This is a genomic window from Gottfriedia sp. NPDC058432 (genome assembly GCF_042721555.1).
Lineage (GTDB): Bacteria > Bacillota > Bacilli > Bacillales > Bacillaceae_G > Gottfriedia.
The window spans coordinates 1-19,832 of record NZ_JBHXLC010000024.1; the positions used below are offsets into that span (position 1 = coordinate 1).

The following is a 19,832-nucleotide window of genomic DNA, read 5'->3' on the forward strand; positions in this document are numbered from 1 at the left end:
GTACACGGCTGCAGTTGGTATTGATCCAAACCGTGTTCTACCAATCGTGTTGGATGTTGGCACGAACAATCAGGCTTTGATTGCAGATCCTATGTATATCGGTAACAAATTCGCACGTGTCCGAGGTGATCGTTATGATCAATTCATTGATTTATTCGTTCAAACTACAAGAAAGTTCTTTCCAGAGGTTCTCATTCACTGGGAGGACCTTGGCAACGTCAATGCGCGAAAAATTATGGACAAATATGGTGACAAAATCCTTACCTTCAACGATGACATCCAGGGGACAGGTGCTGTTACTCTTGCTGCTATGATGTCTGCTTTGAAAGTAACAGGAGAATCCCTGAAGGACCAACGCATTGTTGTCTTTGGACCAGGGGCTGCCGGCATCGGTAACGCAGACCAAATGGCAGATGCCATGGTTCTAGAAGGATTAACAAGAGAAGAAGCATTAGATCGTTTCTGGGCTGTAGACTATCGGGGTCTACTAACAGATGAAACAGCAGATGTTCTGCACTTCCAGAAGCCTTATGCAAGAAAAGTAGATGAAGTTAAGGACTGGGATAAGGATGAGAAAGGGATCATTTCATTAATGGAAGTAGTTCAAAGGGTAAAGCCAACAATCCTGATTGGTACTTCTGGACAAGCCGGCGCGTTCACTGAAGAAATTATTAAAGAAATGGCCAAGCACGTTGAGCGTCCCATCATCTTGCCTATGTCCAACCCTACTGCATTGACTGAAGCAGTGCCGGAAAATCTGATTAAGTGGACCGATGGCAAGGCTCTAATTGCAACAGGCAGCCCGTTTGCCAATGTGGAATACAAAGGTGTTTCTTATGAAATTGGACAATCAAATAACGCATTTGTCTTCCCAGGCCTAGGATTGGGAGCGATTGTTGCAAAAGCTGAAGTGATCTCAAAAGGAATGTTTGCAGCGGCTGCTAATGCGGTTGCAAGTATGTCTGACACCAGTAAAGTTGGAGCATCCCTTCTGCCATCAATTGAAAAGCTTCATGAAGTCTCAAAATACGTAGCCATTGAAGTAGCCCATGCTGCAATACATGAAGGAATTGCAAAGATAGATATTCAAGATGTTGAAAATGCGATTGAAGAAGCAATGTGGAAACCTGAGTATAAAGAAATAAAAAGGGAAGCTTTAGAAGTATAGAAGTTACGGGTAATGCTAATAACAGTTAGTCCTTAATAATAAAACAGAGTCTAAATATTGGATAAAAATAAAGATGGAGCAAAGTTTTACGTTGACTCCATCTTTATTTCGTTACAATTGCATTCTTTAACCAATTGTGGCGGGGGAAATTTTACTAATAAGAGAGACTGCAAACCTCTTTCCAGAGAGCTTTGCGGTCTCTTAGTATGTAATGGATAAACCTTATTCATACTATAATTATGCAGATAACCTGGAGGAGAATATGAAAAAGGGCAGATTTAGTTTACAAGCCATCATCATTTTTTTTGTATGCCTTGTTGTCGCTTTGTCACTAGGTATAACCGATTTGCTAATCAGTAAAAGAATTACCTCCAGTGTAGAAGAGACACAGAAAGAAAAGGTACTTAATATTGCAAAGATCGTTTCTCTTAACCCGCAAGTGATTGGGTCTCTTGAAGGGAAAACAAATTCGACAGTAGTAGAGGTTATTGCTAATCAAATAAAAGATTTAACGCATGTTAACTTTATTGTCGTCATGGATATGAAAGGAATTCGGCTTTCCCATCCAGATCCCAGTGAAATTGGAAAGAGATTCAGGGGAGGAGATGAAGGCCCAGTCCTTCGAGGGAAAGAGTATGTATCTAACTCAAAGGGGATTCTCGGCCCTTCCATGCGGGCATTTACACCTATAAAGAATTCAAAAGGGAAACAAGTCGGCGCTGTTGCTGTAGGAATTTCTTTGGAAAACGTAACGAAGGCTGTACATAAAGGCCGGATGGGGATGCTGATTGGAACAATAATTGGAATATTAATCGGGGTAACCGGTGCGGTGGGTTTGGCCAGGTTTATCAAAAAAATCCTATTGGGCCTTGAGCCGTTCGCTATTGCCAGGCTGCTTGAAGAGCGGAGTTCCATGCTCCAATCTGTGCGTGAGGGAATTATAGCCATTGACCAAGAAGGAAAAATTACCCTTGTAAATAGGGCAGCCCAAAAGCTTTTTAAAAAAGCTGGCCTAGAAGGGAATCCAAAGGGACTCAAAATAGAAGATTATTTGCCTGAGACACGCTTAACCCGTATTTTGAAATCTGGAGAAACTGAGGTTGATCAGGAACAGGATTTGCATGGGGTTACTATTTTGGTAAACAGGGTACCGGTAGTGGTGGATAATCAACCGGTTGGAGCAATTGCGACATTCCGTGATAAAACGGAAGTTCAGTTATTGGCCGAACAGCTCACAGGTGTGAAGAATTATGCGGATGCCCTCCGTGCCCATGCCCATGAATTCATGAATAAGATGCATGTTATTCTTGGCCTTGTCCGTACTGAACAATATGATACACTTGCGAACTATGTGAGTGAAACGGTTAACCACCGGGAAATGGAAATGGGTTTTGTAACCAAGAATGTCCAGGATCCGGTTCTAGCAGGATTTTTGATTGGCAAGCTAAGCTTTGCAAGAGAATCAGGTGCATCACTAACATTTGATTGCTCCAATAAGATTCCCCAACCTGTGAACCCGGGAATCACCCAAGAACTAATAACGATTATTGGAAATCTCGTCGATAATGCAATGGAAGCGATAGCGAACAGTCCTGTCAAAAAAGTTGACTTAAAGCTTGATTACGCAGAGGATATTTTAACAATCGAAGTGAAGGATACAGGTATGGGAATGACGAATGCAATGCAAAATAAAATATTCGATAAAGGCTTCTCCACGAAAGGAGATAACCGCGGGGTCGGACTGTATCTTTTAGCTCAGAGTATTGAAAGACTTGAAGGGGACCTAATCATTTCTTCTAAGCCGGGAAAAGGAACGAATTTTGCGGTGTATATACCTTATAAAGCAGAGGATGAAAAGGCATGATCAATGTAATGATAGTTGAAGATGACCCTATGGTGGCGGAAATCAATAAACGATACCTTTCTAGGATTGGTGGTTTCCGTTTGATTACAGTAGCCAATTCAGTTGATGATGCGATCCTTTTGCTTGGAAAGGAAGAGATACAGCTTATACTTCTGGATATTTTTATGCCGGGCAAACAGGGGTTAGAGCTATTAACGTACCTCCGGAAAAATGAACTTGAAATTGATGTAATCATTATTTCGGCAGCATCGGATCTAGAGCGAATCAAAAAGGCATTAAGGTATGGTGTTGTCGATTATTTAATAAAGCCTTTTGAATTTGAACGGTTCAACGCTGCTCTTGTCAGCTATCAGCAAAAGACACGGTTTACCGATAAACTGGAAGCAGTTAGCCAACAGGAGCTTGATAATTATCTTTTTCACAGAGATGAAGCTGCAATAGTTGAAGAGCTCCCAAAAGGGTTGACTAAAGATACCTTAAAGCAAGTATGGGAAGCGATTCAGGAATTGAAAGAGGTGCCATTTTCCACCGAAGAAGTGGCAAATGTTGTGGGCATTTCAAGGGTATCAGCGAGAAAGTATCTGAACTTCTTAAAGGATTTAGGGATCCTTGATGTCAAGGTTATATATGGGACCATTGGAAGACCTGTTTACCAGCATGAATATAACCAAATTAAAGAGTACTTAATAAAAAACTTTCTGTAAGTGTTTATACCAATTTTAGTGTAGAAGCCGGTGGATCTCGCTTATTTATAATTTGCTTAAATAGATTAAATATTAAAAAGAACATGGTAGCGTGGGTGCTTGCGCTACCATTTTAGAGATTAACCATAATTTTAGTTATAAGAGAGGTGGCTCATCCTAAACGTCAGATGAGCTTTACTTCTAATAAAAAATAGCGCTGATTAAATCAGCGCTGCTCTAAATTCATACGTTTTGTTTACTCAGATTTCGCTGAGCTGCCATATAGCTTCCAATTATATTTTGATAACCTGGAAGATTACTAGCAAGCAAATTACCAAAACCTTCGACATCATTGCGCCAATCGCGTTGTAATTCGCACGCTACACTAAACCAGTTCAAAAGTTGCACGCCACTATGTGCCATACGCGTATTGGCCGCATCTGCAACTTGTTTGCTGAAAGTTCCTGAAGCATCAGTAACAGCAAATACTTCATACCCAGCATTTATAGCGGAAAGTGCCGGGAAAGCAACGCACACATCTGTAACTACACCCGCGATAATAAGTTGTTTTTTTCCAGTTTCTTCGATTGCTTTTACAAAATCATCATTATCCCAAGCGTTAATTTGTCCAGGACGAGCTATTTTTGGCGCGTTAGGAAAAAGATCAACTAATTCTTGCATTAATGGTCCATTAGGTCCGTTTTCAAAGCTTGTTGTTAAAATAACCGGTAAATCAAAAAACTTAGCAGTGTGAGCAAGAGCTAAAACATTGTTCTTGAATTCGTCAACACCATAATCACGAACTAGTCCAGCCATAAGACCAGTTTGATGATCCACTAAAAGAACGACAGCATCATCTTTATTAATACGAGAATAGAGATCAGACATTATGTATTCCTCCTAAAAATTAAGTAATCGAACAAAGTTTAAAACTGGAATATTATCATAAAATTCTTCGTTTGTGCACGTCAGTCAGTTTCTCAAAAATCAGAAAAAAATGCACTCCTTCTATTAATCTAAAACAGGAGTTTTATCTATCCAATTTATAAATTGTTGTAAATAACGATGAAGATAACGTTTTGTTTTTTCGTCAGTAAGTACTTTATGATCAGAATCAATCTTTTCATGTACTTGGGAAATCAGCATTTTTTGAAATGGAAGAACATGAGCTTGCATAGTTTCTAGTATTTCTCTGATTTGTATTTGAGCATAAACAGTACCTAGTCCTCCAGGAGTTGCACCAATTAAACCAACCGGTTTTCTACTAAGAACAGCAGATTCCCGAGGTCTTGATGCCCAGTCCAATGCATTCTTTAATACGCCTGGAATTCCAGAATTGTACTCTGGACTTACAATAATAATACCATCAACGTCTTTGATAGCAGACTTAAATGATGTCACTGCTTCTGGAACATCTGTTTCTAAATCTTCATTGAATAAAGGTAGTTCATTAATCTCGATCCAACGAAATTGATGGGAATCAGCCATCTCTGTTAATGATTGAGCAATGATTCGATTATAAGAGTTTTTTCGTAAACTACCACAAATAAGGCCTATTGTTTTAACCATAAACGCCCTCCTTTTGTCAAAATCATCCTAATATTACCATAATATACCATAATGGAAAATGTGGCTTTATACCTAATCTTTTGACTATTTTATTTCGATAAGTGTTTATCACAAAAAATCTAGGAACTAAGGGCAACAAGCTTATTGTTATGAAAGACAATTACCTAACTGTTAAAGAAATTAAAGGGATTCATCTCCATCACCTGATGGTACCAAGAATGGCTTATACAAATAAACTGTAATTTAAAATAGTAATTGATTTGATGTATTTGGAATAATTTTACAATTTTAATAGAAGGGAATATAATCATCTTATAAACATTTTGCAAAAAAATATTTTAATGTTTTGGAGTAAAAAGTTTTTTTCATCAGAGAAGCAAGGACATAGGTTTAATAATGAAAATTCATAGGAGGAAAATTAGATGGCAAAATTTACTGTAGGTAATGAAAATCATGCTCCAATTGAACTTTATTATGAGGACCATGGTTCAGGGAAACCTGTAGTCTTAATACATGGTTGGCCTTTAAGTGGACGCTCTTGGGAGTATCAGGTGCCAGCTCTTATTGAAGCAGGTTACAGAGTAATAACATATGATCGTCGAGGCTTTGGAAAATCATCTCAGCCGTGGGAAGGATATGAATATGATACATTTGCTTCTGATTTACATAAACTGTTAGAACATTTAGATCTTCAAAATGTCACACTTGTTGGTTTTTCTATGGGTGGAGGCGAGGTAGCTCGATATATTAGTACGTATGGTACAGATCGTATTGAAAAGGCTGTTTTTGCTGGTGCAGTTCCTCCTTATTTATACAAAACAGAGGATCATCCAGAAGGAGCATTTGATGATGCAACAATTGAAGAATTCAAAAGTGGCGTGATAAACGACCGCCTAGCATTTCTTGACAAATTTACGAAGGGATTTTTCGCGGCGGGTAATCAAACAGATTTAGTTAGTGAGCCATTCCGTATATATAATCGGGATATTGCAGCTAGTGCCTCACCTAGGGGAACACTGGATTGTATAACGGCCTTTAGTAAGACTGATTTTAGAAAGGACTTGGAAAAGTTCAATATACCTACTCTTATTATTCACGGTGACTCTGATGCAACTGTACCTTTTGAGTTAAGTGGAAAACGTACATATGATTCCATTCCTAATAGTAAGTTGGCTTTAATAAAAGGTGGTCCGCATGGATTAAACGCAACTCATCCAAAAGAATTTAATGAAATGTTATTAACATTTTTAAATGACTAATTAAAATAGTTTTTATATAAACGAAAACAAGCAGGTCCGCGATTATTAAGGGCCTGTTTATTTTAACGTAAAAGAGACTATAGAATATTATATTTAAAAATTCTTTTAGCCTCTTTTCTACATATATAAGTTTTTGATTAAGTTGTTGGATCCACTTCCTCGATAGAATGTTCCTCTTTCATTACACGGTTTTATGTTTTTTAATATATAGATTTAATTTCTTAGTTAGCAACTTGAACTGCATCTAGAGTGTTATCAAAATTTCTTTGACTTAATAAATTTACATATTTATTTTACGAATATGTTTATCTACGATTACTTTCTTATTAAAATAATTTACAGCAACAACCCCAAAGATAATAAGAAAACTACCGATTATATGATAATAGTGGAATGATTCTTTGAGATACAAAACACCTACTAAAATTGTAATAAGTGTAGATAGATTTTGAAATACACTTATCTGAAAAGTTGGTAATTTTGATAAAGCATAATTTGAAAGAAAGGATGTACCTAAAGAAGAAAAAATCCCTAAATATAATATAGCAATTATAAAATCATTGTGTTTAAGAGGCTGGATAAATTGTTGAATTGTTCCGTTCCTTAAATGCAAATATAGAGTAATTCCATTAAATACAATAAACCCAATAAGAGTAATGAAATATGTGATCGTAAATAATGAATATTGCTGAATGAGTTTTTTTGTTAAAACATTATATATTGAATTTGCAAGCGCTGATAGTAAGATTAGCATACTACCTACAATACTAGTATTAATGTTCTTAACTCCATTCATATACATAATATACATGACCCCAAGTACGGAAATGAATATCGCAATTTTTTGTACAATTGTTGATGATTCATTTAATAGTAAGCTGGCTAGTATCAAAGTAAATATTGGAACTGTTGCCTGTATAACACCTGCTTCAGAGGAGGTTGTCTGCATTAGTCCAAAAATTTGCAATGAGAAAAATAGTACTGGATAAAATGTGGCAAGAAATGAAATTTTAATTAAATCACCTTTCTTAATCCTGATACTTTCTTTTTTACAGATTAAAATGATCGTGGCAACAAGCCAAGCAATTGTAAAACGATGTGCTAAGGTATCAAGTGGTGATGCTATTGTTAACGTTTGTTTTACAAAAAGAAATGATAACCCAATGATTAATGAACAAATAGTAATCGCTAAATAAGCTTTTCTATTATCTGTCATAATGTTTTCCCCCTATTAATCAGAACTGTTAATGCTAATTTTATGTAAAAAAGTAACCCTTATCGAGGTAAATAATTTGTATCTGTATCGGTACAGGAGGATCCAACCATAAGGGAGAAAGGAGCAGGTTTAAAAAGCCTGCTCCTTCTTATTAATGAAAAGTAATAATTTTATTTAAATCAAAACGATGATGTTCATAACCATCTGAGTCTGGGCGGCCAAATGGTACCATTGCAGCAAAAGCTACATGCTCGGGAAGACCTAACAGTTCTTTAACTTTCGCTTGATCAAAACCCAACATTGGCACGCTTGAATAACCAAGACCTTGAATTGCTAGTAAAAGAAAACCAAGTGCAATATTTGCCTGTGTTAGACCCCATGCTATTTGTTCTCCTTTACTCATCTTTTCAAATACAGATGTAAGATTAGCTACTTCAATTTGTTTTCGATCTTCAGAAATACCAGGATGAATTGTTTCGGATAAACGGCTAATCGAATTCTCCATATCAACTGAAATAATTACAACTGCTGGAGCAGAGGTTACTTGTCTCTGACCATAAGCTGCTTCTTGAAGTTTTTCCTTAAGTTGAATATCCTTGATAATATGAAAATGCCATGGTTGAATATTCCATGCACTAGGTGTTAATCTAACAAGGTTGAAAATTTCTTGGATTTCTTCGTCTTGAATTGTTTCTTGAATAAATTTTCGAATACTACGACGTGATTCGATTGAATCTTTCAATGAAAGAGTTTGTTTTGATTTTTGAATTCGCAAAATACATCTCTCCCTATACTAAATTTTGAACCGGCCAATGCTTATATTTTATGTGCATTTTAAAATTGTAACGTTTAAAAATTAGACATCTGTACCGATACAGGAAAAATACAGGATCCTTTAAAGGAGTTATATAATGCTCAAATATGAATATGTATATCAATCTTTACTTACTCAAATTCAATCTGGAGAGTTAAAAGCGGGATCAAAGATTCCATCAATACGAAACTTAGCGAAACAATTTTCTTGTAGTAATAGTAGTATCCTTACTGCACTTGAGAAATTAGAAAATCAACACCTTATTTATGCAAGACCCAAAAGTGGTTTTTATGTAGTTGAGCATAAGATGTTTAAACAACCATTTAAAACGAGTAAAATTGATTTTGCGACTTCAGCTCCTAATTGGCATTCGTTTCCGTATCAAGATTTCCAACATTGTTTAAATAAAGCAGCTGATACGTTTCAAGCGGACTTATTTCGATACGGTACCGATAAGGGCTTACCGTCTTTAATAAATGAGGTTGAAAAATTATTAAAATCATATCAAGTATTTGCTCAAAAAAAACAAATATTTATTACTTCAGGCGTTCAGCAAGCTCTTTTTTTACTGAGTACTATGCCTTTTTCAAATAATAAAACTAAGATTTTAGTAGAGCAGCCAAGTTATCATTTATACATTGACTTAGTAAAACTATATAAATTACCTGTAATAGGGATAAAGCGAACAATAGAGGGGATTAATCTACAAGAACTCGAACAAATTTTCCGTGAGGGTGATATAAAATTTTTTTACACTATGCCTAGATTTCAAAACCCATTAGGAACTTCCTTTAATAAAAAAGAAAAATTAGAAATCTTAAAATTAGCTTATAAATACAATGTTTATATAGTAGAGGATGATTATTTAGCAGATTTTGAATATATGAATAAAAATGATCCTATGTTTGCAAATGATCTGCATGGTCGTGTTATTTACTTGAAAAGTTTTTCAAAAATTATGTTCCCAGGTTTACGTATTGGTATAGCAGTTTTACCTGATTCGTTAATAGAAACTTTTCAGCAATTTAAAACAGTAATTGATATAGATAGTTCAATGATTTCACAAGCAGCTATAGAGTTGTATTTAAAAAGTGGTATGTTTGAACACTATCAAAAACAAGTCAGAGATAAATATCTAGCTCGTGCTCAAATACTTCAAACGTCTTTAAAAACTCATCTAATAAAATTTAAGTACGCAACCGACCTCGTAATGCACAGTCATATTGTTTTGCCCAAACAAGTTGATATGACTGCATTAATTAAACAATTAAATGAACAAAATATTCAGGTGAAATCTATTAAGCAAAACTATTTAGATAATTATTTTCAAGAAAAATTATTAAAAATCAACGTTTCCAATTGCGAACCTACAGATATTGAAAACGGAATAAAACAAATTGCTAGTTCATTAAATAACACTAACAATTACTTTGTATGAACAACGATACTTATCGGTTAAGTAACCTATTAAACTACAAAAAACACCAACTAGTAGACTGCCCCCCCTTTGTAGATGATTAATCATGTGTTTTACCACATTTTTAGTGAAGTATTAAGAAAACAAAAAAGAGATAGAATGTATCTATCTCTTTTTTGTTCTATTAATGATGATGATGATGATGAGCGGATGGTTCATTCTTTATTTGACAAATTATGGAATTATCGTGTTTATGAGCAGCAGTTTCTAATTGAATTGTGACATGCATAATACCTTTATGTTCGAGGTCATGTTCAATTTTACGTAAAATTATTTCGCTTTCTTCAATTGTTAATTGATCATCCACCACAGCGTGACAAGAAAGGGCATTTAGACCACTTGTAATCGTCCAAAGATGTAAATCATGTACGCTTTGAATCCCATCTGTTTTTTCTATTAATTGAATCACTTCGTTTAGATTGACTTCTTTTGGTGTTCCTTCCATCAACACATGAATAGAAGCTTTTGTGACATAATAACCACTTCTCAGTACTAAAGCGGCTACAATCACGCTCGCCAACGGATCTGCCCATCCCCACCCAAAGAAAATCATTAATAATGCAGCAATAATCGCACCAACTGAACCAAGCATATCACTTAAGACATGTAAATAAGCACCGCGCATATTTATATTTTCTTCGGTGTCTGCACCACGCATCATAATCCAGGCCACCAGTATATTGACTAATAAACCAATTACACTGATTATTAGCATATCCGTTGAGGCTATTTTAGGTGGATTTGTGAAACGATTGATCGACTCGTAGAAAATATAGAGTGCAATCAAAATTAACGTGACACCATTTAATACTGCTGCTAGAATTTCGAATCGTTTATAACCAAATGTTTTACTTTTGCTTGCGGCTTTTTCACCTAATTTAAATGCGACTAACGCGATTGCTAGGGAGATTGAATCACTTAACATATGACCAGCATCCGATAATAGTGCAAGACTATTCGTTATATAACCGCCAATTGCCTCAATAATCATATACCCTGTAATAATGATAAATGAAATTAGTAATACTTTTTTATTTGTACTATGAGTATGATCATGATTATGTCCCACCTTCATTCCCCCTATTTAAAACATTAGGTATGTGTAGCATGCTCAATTGACTGTTTTAATAAATTCATAATGTGTTCATCGTCATGAGAATAAAAGAGTGAAGTACCTTCACGTCTAAACTTGACTAGTCGTAAATTTTTTAAAAATCGCAATTGATGTGAAACTGTCGATTGACCCAAATCTAAAATGTCTGCAATCTCATTTACGGAATGTTCTTTCGTACATAATAAATTTAAGATCCGTATTCTAGTAGGGTCACTTAAAGCTTTAAATGTTTGAGATACCATGAACACTGTTTCTTCATCGAGATGTTGTTCGCATGGTTGAATATTTTCATTTGTCAATGAGAGATTCCTCCAGTTATCAGAAATGTTAAATACATGTATATATGAGCAAGTACTCATATATCTACTATCATTATATGAGCAAGTACTCATATATCTACTATCATTATATGAGCAAGTACTCATATATCTACTATCATTATATGAGCAAGTATTCATATAAGTCAATTGTTTTTCTATTGCTATCTTTGTTATCTCCACAAAATTTTATTACAGGAAGAATATTCCTTTACATCAAATGTAAAGTTGAACTGTATAACTTATTTTTATTTCTGTCCAAATAAAAAAGATAGCATATTAGTGCTGTCTTTTTAAAATTTATTATTGCTCGTGTTTCCAACTCGTTGGATGACCAGATGAAGGACAATTTGGGAATGTTTGCAATGTTTATCTTGCTTCTTTAGCTGGTAAAAATACATTTTTAAATTTTTTTTGTTAACAACTTGATAAGTATCGCTACTTAGTGTTACTATGTAATGGTACTAAGTAATACTGAATATCTGTAATACTAAATAGTAGGAAATGTTTATAAAATTTTTTTTATAAAATGGTTCACATTTTCTCTACTTAGTAATACAATATACTATTACTAAGTAACACTGAATATCAGTCACGCTAGATAGCTGAAAAGAGTTCATGTAAAAATTATCATTTGAAATCCTTGATCCATTGGCTATTTTAGATATTTTTTTTATCCAGTACTAAGTGAGACTGAATATCTGTATTACTAATTAGCTTGAAAAACGGTTTTATCTATTCAATATAGACCGAAAACTAATTTAACCAACGAATAGAGGAGGTGTAAGCAATGGAAAATTTAACAGAAATGCTCAAAGGTTCGTTAGAAGGTTGTGTACTGGAAATCATTAGTCGAGGTGATACTTACGGCTATGAAATTACTCGTCTCCTTAATGATCTAGGTTTTACAGAGGTTGTCGAAGGTACTGTCTACACAATTTTGATAAGGCTCGAAAAGAAAGAGTTAGTAAATATTGAGAAAAAACGTTCTGAAATGGGTCCACCTCGAAAGTTTTATTCGTTAACCGAAGCTGGACATGAGGAATTACAGCAATTTTGGAAAAAATGGGATTTTGTTTCATCAAAAATAAATATTCTAAAAGGGGAGAAGTAATATGAAGAAATTTATAGAGTTAATCATTGGCGATTTAGAAAGCAAGAAAGAATATAAAGCATTTATGAAAAAAGTAAATTCTCTACCGAGCGATTACGCTTTTGTGTTTAAAAAGATTCAAAAATACATGTGGAATTTCGGTTATGGATTTGGTGAAGAAATCATCAATTTATATGAACTGTTTGAAGCAAGTTCAGCAGAAGGCAAGCATGTACTAGATGTTACCGGTGAAGACGTGGCGGCATTTGCTGACGAATTAATGGCTCTTTCAAAATTAGATGGAGAATCAGCGAGTATATTTGGAGGGCAAGTAGATTTGAAAAAAGACATTGAGAGTAGAGTTGAGCAGCAAGTAAAAATTTGGACAAATAAAAAATAAATTAGGGGGCTAAAAATCATGATAAATTTTATCAAAAAGATACTTGATGACAAAAAAGAATACAAAGAAATGATGGCGCGTGTGGAAGCTTTGCCTGAAAACTACTCAGAAGCATACAAAACAATCTGTAACTATATGTGGAGTTTCGCCTCTGGAAGTGGCATGGATATGCTGAGAATCCAATATGATCTCATTGATTTGTTTGAAGATGGTGCGGCAAATGGCAAAGACGTATTGGAAGTGACAGGTGAAGACTTGACAGCATTCGCTAATGGGCTTACCGATCAAGCGAAAAGATGGGATGATAAGTTACGCAATAATTTGAACAAAAGCGTTCTAGATCGTGTGGGTAAGAAAAAATAAGCGCTGGATTAATTGTCATTCAATATAGAAAAAACAGTTGCAGGCGCTACTACGCTGTTTTAGAACGCGCCTTCAACTTCATATATGGGAGGGAAATAATTATGAGCAATACAGCAATTTCAGTGAAAGGGCTAAAAAAATCCTTCAAAGAAATTGAGGTTCTAAAAGGTGTAGATTTTGAAGTGGAAAAAGGCAGTGTCTTCGCTTTACTTGGGTCAAATGGTGCTGGTAAAACGACTATTATTAAAATTTTGACTACATTATTGCAAGCAGATACGGGTGAAATTGAAGTTTGTAATGCCAACCTTCAAACAAACCCACAACAAGTTCGTGAAAAAATTAGTCTAACCGGACAAAACGTTGCAGTAGATGATATTTTGACGGGACGTGAAAATCTCGATTTAGTAGCAAAACTTCGCCATTTACCTAATCGGAAAGAAGCTGTGGAAGAAAGTCTACGTCGCTTTGATTTAGTGGAAGCTGGAAATCGTGCTCTTGCTACTTATTCAGGCGGTATGAAACGACGCTTGGATTTAGCAATGACAGTACTTGGGTCACCTGAACTTGTTTTTCTTGATGAGCCTTCTGTTGGACTTGACCCTGAAGCACGTTTAGCTTTGTGGGAAGTGATTCGTGATATGGCAAAAGCTGGTATTACCGTTTTTCTCACTACCCAATATTTAGAAGAAGCTGAACAACTAGCTGACCGCATTGCGATTTTACATGAAGGAAAGATTCTCGTTCAAGGAACTTTGGAGGAATTAAAAGCAATTCTTCCACCTAAGAAAGTGGAATACGTGGAAAAACAGCCGAACCTTGAGGAAATTTTCCTCGCTGTTACCGGAAAGAAAGGAGAATTGTAATGAGTGGAAACCATTTTTTCAGCGATACAATTACAATGAGCAGTCGGGTGATGAAGCATTCACTAAGAAGTATTGACACAATTATTACAACAATTCTCATGCCGATTATGCTAATGCTTGCTTTTGTCTATATTTTCGGTAGTGCCATGACAATGGATAAAGTAGATTATGTGAATTTTATCGTTCCAGGTGTGTTGCTTATGTGTATTGGAATGGGGATTTCCTATACAGCAGTTCGGGTGAATACAGACATGACTAGAGGTATCTTTGATCGATTCCATTCCATGCCAATCGCCAAATCATCGATATTGGGAGGGCATGTCATCTCAACTTTAATATTAAACTTATTATCAGTTGCTGCGGTCATTCTCATTTCTTTTATCATGGGATTCCGTCCTCACGCTGATTTTGTTGAATGGCTATTAGCAGTTGGTATGATCCTGCTTACCGTATTTTCTTTCACTTGGATAGCAGTAGCATGCGGACTAATGTCAAAATCGTATGAAGGTGCGAGCGTGTTCTCTTATCTACTAATGGGCTTAATGTTTGTAAGTTCTGCCTTTGTCCCAACGAATAATATGGGTAGCAAACTTAGAGCATTTGCAGAAAATCAACCAATGACGCCAATCGCCGAAAGTGTGCGTTCCCTTTTAGCTGGACAGCCGGATTTTAGTGCGATCGTAACAGCAGTGCTATGGTTAGTGGGAATTGGGATTATGTTTTATATGATTTCGATGAAGGTATATAAAAAACGAATGAAATAAAAATAGCGTAGTACAGGTTGAGGAATTATTTCAGTCTGTACTTTTTTCTTGGTTTATATTTTCAAAGATATTTTAAAAAAAAGAGAAACCTTAGTTTCTCTTTAAAATAGGTGAAATTTGGTAAAAAGAAAATACATAGTACAATATATTAAAATTGAAGAAAAAGTATTTAGATTATCGACTATTTTTTAAAATCATTCTGTAATACAGGTTACTTTTTGAGATAGTTTTTAAAATTTAATTAGTTAAAGTTTCATATTCTTCATCTGAAATAGGTTCCAGCCACTCCGGTGTACCTGCAGTTATTGCAATATGTTCAAACCAACTATCCTTTGCAGCACCATGCCAGTGTTTCACACCGTCGTGAGTAACAATCACATCACCTGCCTTTAAGAATTGAGCTGGTTTACCTTCTTCTTGGTACCAACCTTCTCCGCCGGTTACTAATAAAATTTGAAATCCATCATGATGGATATGCCAATTATTTCTACAACCAGGTTCAAAGGTCACGTTCCCAACACCAACATTCACTTTAGGATCGGCAATTAAGGTTTTAAGATAACTTTGTCCTACAAAAAATTGTGCGTATGCTTCATTTTTTTCGCCAACAGGGAATATGACACCATTTTTTACTTCTTCATTTTTTATCATTTTTCTTCCTCGATTAAAAAAGATGCCACAAAAGCAATGCTTTTAGGACATCTCAAAAAATATAAGTAATAATTAAATCGTACACCCTACATAGTGCTAGTATCGATGACAAATCGATACTTCACATCAGAAGCTAGAACTCGCTTGTATGCTTCGTCAATTTGATCAGCTGAAATAACTTCAATATTAGGTACAATGTTATGTTCTCCACAGAAGTTTAACATCTCCTGAGTCTCACGAATTCCTCCAATCATTGAACCTGCAAATGAACGACGATGACCTATAAGTGAAAAAACACTAAGTGACAACGGCTCTGCTGGAGCACCGACATTTACTAGCGTACCATCCAAAGTGAGTAACCTTAAATAGGCATCCAAATTAATCTTTGCACTTACAGTGTTAATAATTAGGTCGAAAGTACCTGCAAGTTTTTCAAATGTTTCTGCATCGTTTGTAGAATAGTAATGGCTTGCTCCAAAATGTAAACCATCATCTTTTTTGTTCAATGTTTGTGATAGAACGGTTACCTCTGCACCCATTGCATGTGCAATTTTGACAGCCATATGACCAAGACCACCCATACCAATAACAGCTACCTTCTTACCAGGTGCTGCTCCCCAATGGTTTAATGGAGAATATGTAGTAATACCTGCACAAAGTAATGGTGCTGCAACATCAAGTTCAATATTATCTGGAATTCTAACTACGAAATCCTCAGTTACAACTATGTGGGTTGAGTAACCACCCTGAGTTGGCTCACCGTATTTGTCAACACCAGCATAAGTAGGGATATTTCCTTTAAGACAATACTGTTCTTCTCCTTTACGACAGTTTTCACAATCGCCACAAGAGTCTACCATACATCCAACGCCAACTCTGTCACCAATCTTATATTTTGTAACTTCTGCTCCTACATCGGTGATTACTCCTGCAATTTCATGCCCCGGTACAAGTGGGTAGTGCACATGACCCCATTCTCCATGTGCAGTATGGATGTCAGAATGGCATATTCCAGCATATTTAATTTCAATTAGAACATCATTTAAATCAAGATCACGTCGTTTAATCTCAGCAACTCGAAAGGATTTGTCAGGACCATCAACAGCTCGTGCTTTTGCAGTTATCATTATAAAACCTCCAAATTAATATTTTCTAAGAGAATAAATTAAACACTTGGGTTGAACTATTCAATCATTTTTTTCTCTTTCACCACCATGATATTCCCTCTAGTTAACTCTAGGTCAAGTGATTAAATGATATTTTTAAGAAAGAAAAAATTTTGTGTACTTAAAAATGACATCAAAAAAATAACGTGATAAAATCCATTCATAATAATAGAGTTAACTCGAGGTCTAGATCTAAATGAAAGGAAGATTAATATTGAAGACATATTCGATCGGTGAAGTAGCAAAAGAATTGAATCTTACAGTATATGCTTTGAGATACTACGACAAAGAAGGCTTAATGCCATTTGTAGAACGGACAACTAGTGGAATACGAGTGTTTAAAGAATCCGATATAGAAGCTTTAAAAGTAATTGAATGTTTGAAAGCGACTGGGATGCCTATTAAGGAAATTAAAAATTTCATTGAATGGTGTTCCGATGGAGACTCTACATTACAACAAAGATATGACATGTTTTTGGAAAGAAAAGCTAGTGTAGAAGCACAGATGGAAGAATTAAAAAGAACGATGAAAATAATCCAGCATAAATGTTCATATTACGAGACTGCTTTGGAAGCAGGAACGGAAGCTATTTTTAAAAGTAAAAAAATAGGGAATTTCGTTACTAAGTAACAGAAGCCCTCAATATTCATATTTGTGTATATGAATATTGGGGGGTAATTCAATTTATTGAAAACTTGCAAAATTTGAAAACTCCTCCTGTATTTTTCTTAAAAACAGATTTGCAGCAGCCGAAAAAACTTGATGTTTTTTCCAAACGATATTTAGGCCAGATTCTAGCCTTGGCTCTAGCGGTCTAAAACAAAGGTTACTATCACTAGATGTATTCACGATTTTATCAAGTACGATCGCATATCCAATACCTTCTTCAACCATAATCGCAGCATTATAAGCTAAGTTGTAAGTAGTCACAATATTTAGTTTATCAAATTCTTCCCTAAACCAATCCGCAAATTCATTTTTAGAAAATGTATTTTTCATTGCTTGTCTCGAACAGATTAATGGAATATTTAACAAATCCCTAGCTTGAATAGTATCTTTTAAGGCAAGAGGACTGTCTTTTCTCATAACAACTCCCCAAACATCTTTGGCTGGGATATTTATATAATTGTATCTTGATAAATCAGCGGGTTGAATTAGAATCCCAAAATCGATTAACCCTTTGTCTAGCCGTTCAGTCACATCGTCTTCGTTACCACTGTAAAGGTGATATCGTATACTTGGATAGCTAAACTGTAGAATTTTTACTACTCGTGCAATCTGTTTCATGGCTTCTGTTTCTCCACTACCTATGTAAACATCACCACTAATTGTTTCTTCCATTGAGCTAAATTCTGCCTCTAATTTATCTACCATATCAACGATTTCTTCTGCTCTTTTTCGCAGAATCATTCCTTCTTCTGTAAGAATTATACTGTGACTACTGCGAGTAAATAGTTTTTTCCTAACTCTTGTTCAAGATCCTTTATCTGTCTTGATAAGGTAGGCTGAGTAATATGCAAAAAATCTGCAGCACCCGTAATACTTCCTTCTCTTGCTACAGTAAGAAAATATCGCAATACTCTTAGTTCCATGCATCATTCCCCCTTAATAATGATACCAGTATATATAAACTTGATATGCCTAGCAAGCATATCAAGTTATAAGATATAAGCAATTGCTATATGAAAAAAGTACATTAGAATAGATTACAAAGAGTGAAATGAAATAGTAATCATTGCCAAGCTAAACATGTGTTTTAGTAACTTTTAAAATCTAAATTTGTAAACACTCTCGATTTTCTTCCATGATGGGTGTTTTTTAAATTACTAAGGGGGATTAGAGTGAGAGGTAATTACTTACTTTTATTTATACTATCGTTTGGTGTTTTCGGCATTTTAAACACTGAAATGGGGGTTATTGGGATATTACCAGATATTGCAGCGCAATATGATGTTAGTGTAACTCAAGCAGGGTTGTTAGTGAGTCTATTTGCATTTGCTGTTGCATTAGCTGGACCAACGATGCCGTTATTATTTTCGGGAATAGATCGCAAGAAAGTGATGTTACTTGTCCTTAGTATTTTCATAGCGGGGAATATGGTTTCAATATTTACAAATAGTTTTAACGTTCTTTTGCTAGCTCGTATAATTCCAGCATTTTTTCATCCGATCTATTGTTCTTTAGCTTTTACAGTAGCTGCTGCTTCAGTAAGTAAAGATGAAGCTACAAAAGCTGTCTCTAAAGTATTTATTGGGGTTTCTGCAGGGATGGTTGTAGGTGTACCGATTGTAAGTTTTATTGCAAGTGCAGCTAATTTGCAATTAGCAATGGCGTTCTTTGCTATTGTTAATATAATTGTATTTATTGCTACATTACTCTTTTTACCATCGATGCCTGTAAAGGAAAGACTTTCTTACGGAAGGCAATTAAGCGTTTTAAAAAAATCGATTACATTGCTTTCAATCGTGGGAGTTATTTTATTAAATTCAGCCGTATTTGGAGTATATAGTTATTTTGCTGAGTATTTAAAAGCAGTTACGAATATATCTCCGAAACTTATAAGTTTAATATTTTTCATATTTGGTAGCGCTAATATTATAGGTAACGTAGTAGCAGGGAAATTACTTACGAAAAATGCGAGTAAAACTGTAGTCATCTATCCATTTATATTAGCGATCGTTTATATCATTTTATTCTTTACAGGTGGTTTTACCGTATCTGTTTTGTTTATTACATTAGCATGGGGGATTTTAGCTGGTATTGGTGGGAATATCAATCAATATTGGATTACATCATCAGCACCCGAGGCCCCAGATTTTGGTAATGGTTTATTTTTGTCTGCTTGTAACATAGGAACAACAATTGGTGCAGCTGTAGGTGGGACATTTATAACTGAGTTAGGTACACGATATGTCATATTAGTGGGAATTTTATCATTGATACTTGGTTTGGTAAGTATTCTATTCAGAAATTATTTATCTAATTCAACTAAACAACTTTCCTTATAAGGGAGATACCTTTTTAATGGGAAAAACGATACAAGGAGGAGC

At 35.2% G+C, this 19,832-nt stretch carries 20 protein-coding genes and 1 pseudogene; 12 read left to right on the top strand and 9 right to left on the bottom strand.

The window, feature by feature from the left end; translation table 11 throughout:
• The 3 genes from maeA to ACFWM3_RS19470 all read left to right on the top strand — a co-directional run.
• The coding region (maeA, locus tag ACFWM3_RS19460; RefSeq protein WP_390312586.1) for an oxaloacetate-decarboxylating malate dehydrogenase at nucleotides 1–1,168 on the top strand (1,168 nt) is incomplete at its 5' end.
• A 262-nt stretch (nucleotides 1,169–1,430) separates the two neighbouring features.
• Nucleotides 1,431–3,032, top strand: a complete 1,602-nt coding sequence (gene dcuS / locus ACFWM3_RS19465; RefSeq protein ID WP_056473750.1) for a DcuS/MalK family sensor histidine kinase — start codon at nucleotides 1,431–1,433, stop codon at nucleotides 3,030–3,032.
• Complete coding sequence (locus tag ACFWM3_RS19470) at nucleotides 3,029–3,736, top strand: response regulator (RefSeq protein WP_056473752.1); 708 nt, start codon at nucleotides 3,029–3,031, stop codon at nucleotides 3,734–3,736. The genes dcuS and ACFWM3_RS19470 overlap by 4 nt, the downstream gene beginning before the upstream one ends.
• Nucleotides 3,737–3,958: 222 nt before the next feature.
• On the opposite strand, the gene ycaC is transcribed toward ACFWM3_RS19470, so the two are convergent.
• Both ycaC and ACFWM3_RS19480 read right to left on the bottom strand, forming a co-directional pair.
• A complete protein-coding gene (gene ycaC / locus ACFWM3_RS19475; RefSeq protein ID WP_390312587.1) occupies nucleotides 3,959–4,603 on the bottom strand; it encodes an isochorismate family cysteine hydrolase YcaC in 645 nt (214 codons plus the stop codon).
• A gap of 123 nt (nucleotides 4,604–4,726) precedes the next feature.
• Nucleotides 4,727–5,284 (bottom strand): NADPH-dependent FMN reductase, encoded by a 558-nt coding sequence (locus tag ACFWM3_RS19480; protein WP_390312589.1) that lies wholly within the window; start codon nucleotides 5,282–5,284, stop codon nucleotides 4,727–4,729.
• 422 nt (nucleotides 5,285–5,706) lie between these two features.
• On the opposite strand from ACFWM3_RS19480, the gene ACFWM3_RS19485 reads away from it, so the two are divergent.
• Nucleotides 5,707–6,543, top strand: a complete 837-nt coding sequence (locus tag ACFWM3_RS19485; RefSeq protein WP_390312591.1) for an alpha/beta fold hydrolase — start codon at nucleotides 5,707–5,709, stop codon at nucleotides 6,541–6,543.
• A gap of 280 nt (nucleotides 6,544–6,823) precedes the next feature.
• On the opposite strand, the gene ACFWM3_RS19490 is transcribed toward ACFWM3_RS19485, so the two are convergent.
• A complete protein-coding gene (locus tag ACFWM3_RS19490; RefSeq protein ID WP_390312592.1) occupies nucleotides 6,824–7,759 on the bottom strand; it encodes a DMT family transporter in 936 nt (311 codons plus the stop codon).
• 151 nt (nucleotides 7,760–7,910) lie between these two features.
• The gene (locus ACFWM3_RS19495; protein ID WP_390312593.1) at nucleotides 7,911–8,534 is read right to left on the bottom strand and encodes a nitroreductase family protein; all 624 of its coding nucleotides are present in this window, start codon (nucleotides 8,532–8,534) and stop codon (nucleotides 7,911–7,913) included.
• 136 nt (nucleotides 8,535–8,670) lie between these two features.
• Between ACFWM3_RS19495 and ACFWM3_RS19500 the strand changes: the two genes are divergently transcribed.
• Nucleotides 8,671–10,011 carry an aminotransferase-like domain-containing protein gene (locus tag ACFWM3_RS19500; protein ID WP_390312595.1) on the top strand — a complete coding sequence of 447 codons (1,341 nt, stop codon included), beginning with the start codon at nucleotides 8,671–8,673 and terminating at the stop codon, nucleotides 10,009–10,011.
• A 163-nt stretch (nucleotides 10,012–10,174) separates the two neighbouring features.
• Here the strand turns inward: ACFWM3_RS19500 and ACFWM3_RS19505 are convergent, their stop codons facing one another.
• Both ACFWM3_RS19505 and ACFWM3_RS19510 read right to left on the bottom strand, forming a co-directional pair.
• Nucleotides 10,175–11,125, bottom strand: coding sequence for a cation diffusion facilitator family transporter (locus ACFWM3_RS19505; RefSeq protein ID WP_390312596.1), 951 nt, complete (start codon nucleotides 11,123–11,125; stop codon nucleotides 10,175–10,177).
• Nucleotides 11,126–11,142: 17 nt separating this feature from the next.
• A complete protein-coding gene (locus ACFWM3_RS19510) occupies nucleotides 11,143–11,406 on the bottom strand; it encodes an ArsR/SmtB family transcription factor (RefSeq protein WP_390312664.1) in 264 nt (87 codons plus the stop codon).
• A gap of 865 nt (nucleotides 11,407–12,271) precedes the next feature.
• On the opposite strand from ACFWM3_RS19510, the gene ACFWM3_RS19515 reads away from it, so the two are divergent.
• The 5 genes from ACFWM3_RS19515 to ACFWM3_RS19535 all read left to right on the top strand — a co-directional run bounded on the left by ACFWM3_RS19515 (nucleotide 12,272) and on the right by ACFWM3_RS19535 (nucleotide 14,964).
• Nucleotides 12,272–12,595, top strand: coding sequence for a PadR family transcriptional regulator (locus tag ACFWM3_RS19515; RefSeq protein WP_129689528.1), 324 nt, complete (start codon nucleotides 12,272–12,274; stop codon nucleotides 12,593–12,595).
• A 1-nt stretch (nucleotide 12,596) separates the two neighbouring features.
• Nucleotides 12,597–12,974 carry a DUF1048 domain-containing protein gene (locus ACFWM3_RS19520; RefSeq protein ID WP_056473784.1) on the top strand — a complete coding sequence of 126 codons (378 nt, stop codon included), beginning with the start codon at nucleotides 12,597–12,599 and terminating at the stop codon, nucleotides 12,972–12,974.
• 18 nt (nucleotides 12,975–12,992) lie between these two features.
• Nucleotides 12,993–13,337, top strand: coding sequence for a DUF1048 domain-containing protein (locus tag ACFWM3_RS19525; protein ID WP_390312598.1), 345 nt, complete (start codon nucleotides 12,993–12,995; stop codon nucleotides 13,335–13,337).
• Between the two features lie 101 nt (nucleotides 13,338–13,438).
• Nucleotides 13,439–14,200 carry an ABC transporter ATP-binding protein gene (locus ACFWM3_RS19530; RefSeq protein ID WP_390312600.1) on the top strand — a complete coding sequence of 254 codons (762 nt, stop codon included), beginning with the start codon at nucleotides 13,439–13,441 and terminating at the stop codon, nucleotides 14,198–14,200.
• Nucleotides 14,200–14,964, top strand: coding sequence for an ABC transporter permease (locus ACFWM3_RS19535; RefSeq protein ID WP_390312601.1), 765 nt, complete (start codon nucleotides 14,200–14,202; stop codon nucleotides 14,962–14,964). The genes ACFWM3_RS19530 and ACFWM3_RS19535 overlap by 1 nt, the downstream gene beginning before the upstream one ends.
• A gap of 237 nt (nucleotides 14,965–15,201) precedes the next feature.
• Here ACFWM3_RS19535 and ACFWM3_RS19540 read toward each other — a convergent pair whose 3' ends face one another.
• Together ACFWM3_RS19540 and ACFWM3_RS19545 are read right to left on the bottom strand one after the other, a co-directional pair.
• The gene (locus ACFWM3_RS19540; RefSeq protein WP_172795428.1) at nucleotides 15,202–15,615 is read right to left on the bottom strand and encodes a cupin domain-containing protein; all 414 of its coding nucleotides are present in this window, start codon (nucleotides 15,613–15,615) and stop codon (nucleotides 15,202–15,204) included.
• 86 nt (nucleotides 15,616–15,701) lie between these two features.
• Nucleotides 15,702–16,742, bottom strand: coding sequence for an NAD(P)-dependent alcohol dehydrogenase (locus ACFWM3_RS19545; protein ID WP_390312603.1), 1,041 nt, complete (start codon nucleotides 16,740–16,742; stop codon nucleotides 15,702–15,704).
• 253 nt (nucleotides 16,743–16,995) lie between these two features.
• On the opposite strand from ACFWM3_RS19545, the gene ACFWM3_RS19550 reads away from it, so the two are divergent.
• A complete protein-coding gene (locus ACFWM3_RS19550) occupies nucleotides 16,996–17,412 on the top strand; it encodes a MerR family transcriptional regulator (RefSeq protein WP_390312604.1) in 417 nt (138 codons plus the stop codon).
• 54 nt (nucleotides 17,413–17,466) lie between these two features.
• On the opposite strand, the pseudogene ACFWM3_RS19555 reads toward ACFWM3_RS19550, so the two are convergent.
• Nucleotides 17,467–18,374 (bottom strand): annotated as a pseudogene (locus ACFWM3_RS19555) (LysR family transcriptional regulator).
• 243 nt (nucleotides 18,375–18,617) lie between these two features.
• On the opposite strand from ACFWM3_RS19555, the gene ACFWM3_RS19560 reads away from it, so the two are divergent.
• Nucleotides 18,618–19,790, top strand: coding sequence for an MFS transporter (locus ACFWM3_RS19560; protein ID WP_390312666.1), 1,173 nt, complete (start codon nucleotides 18,618–18,620; stop codon nucleotides 19,788–19,790).
• Nucleotides 19,791–19,832: the final 42 nt, after the last annotated feature.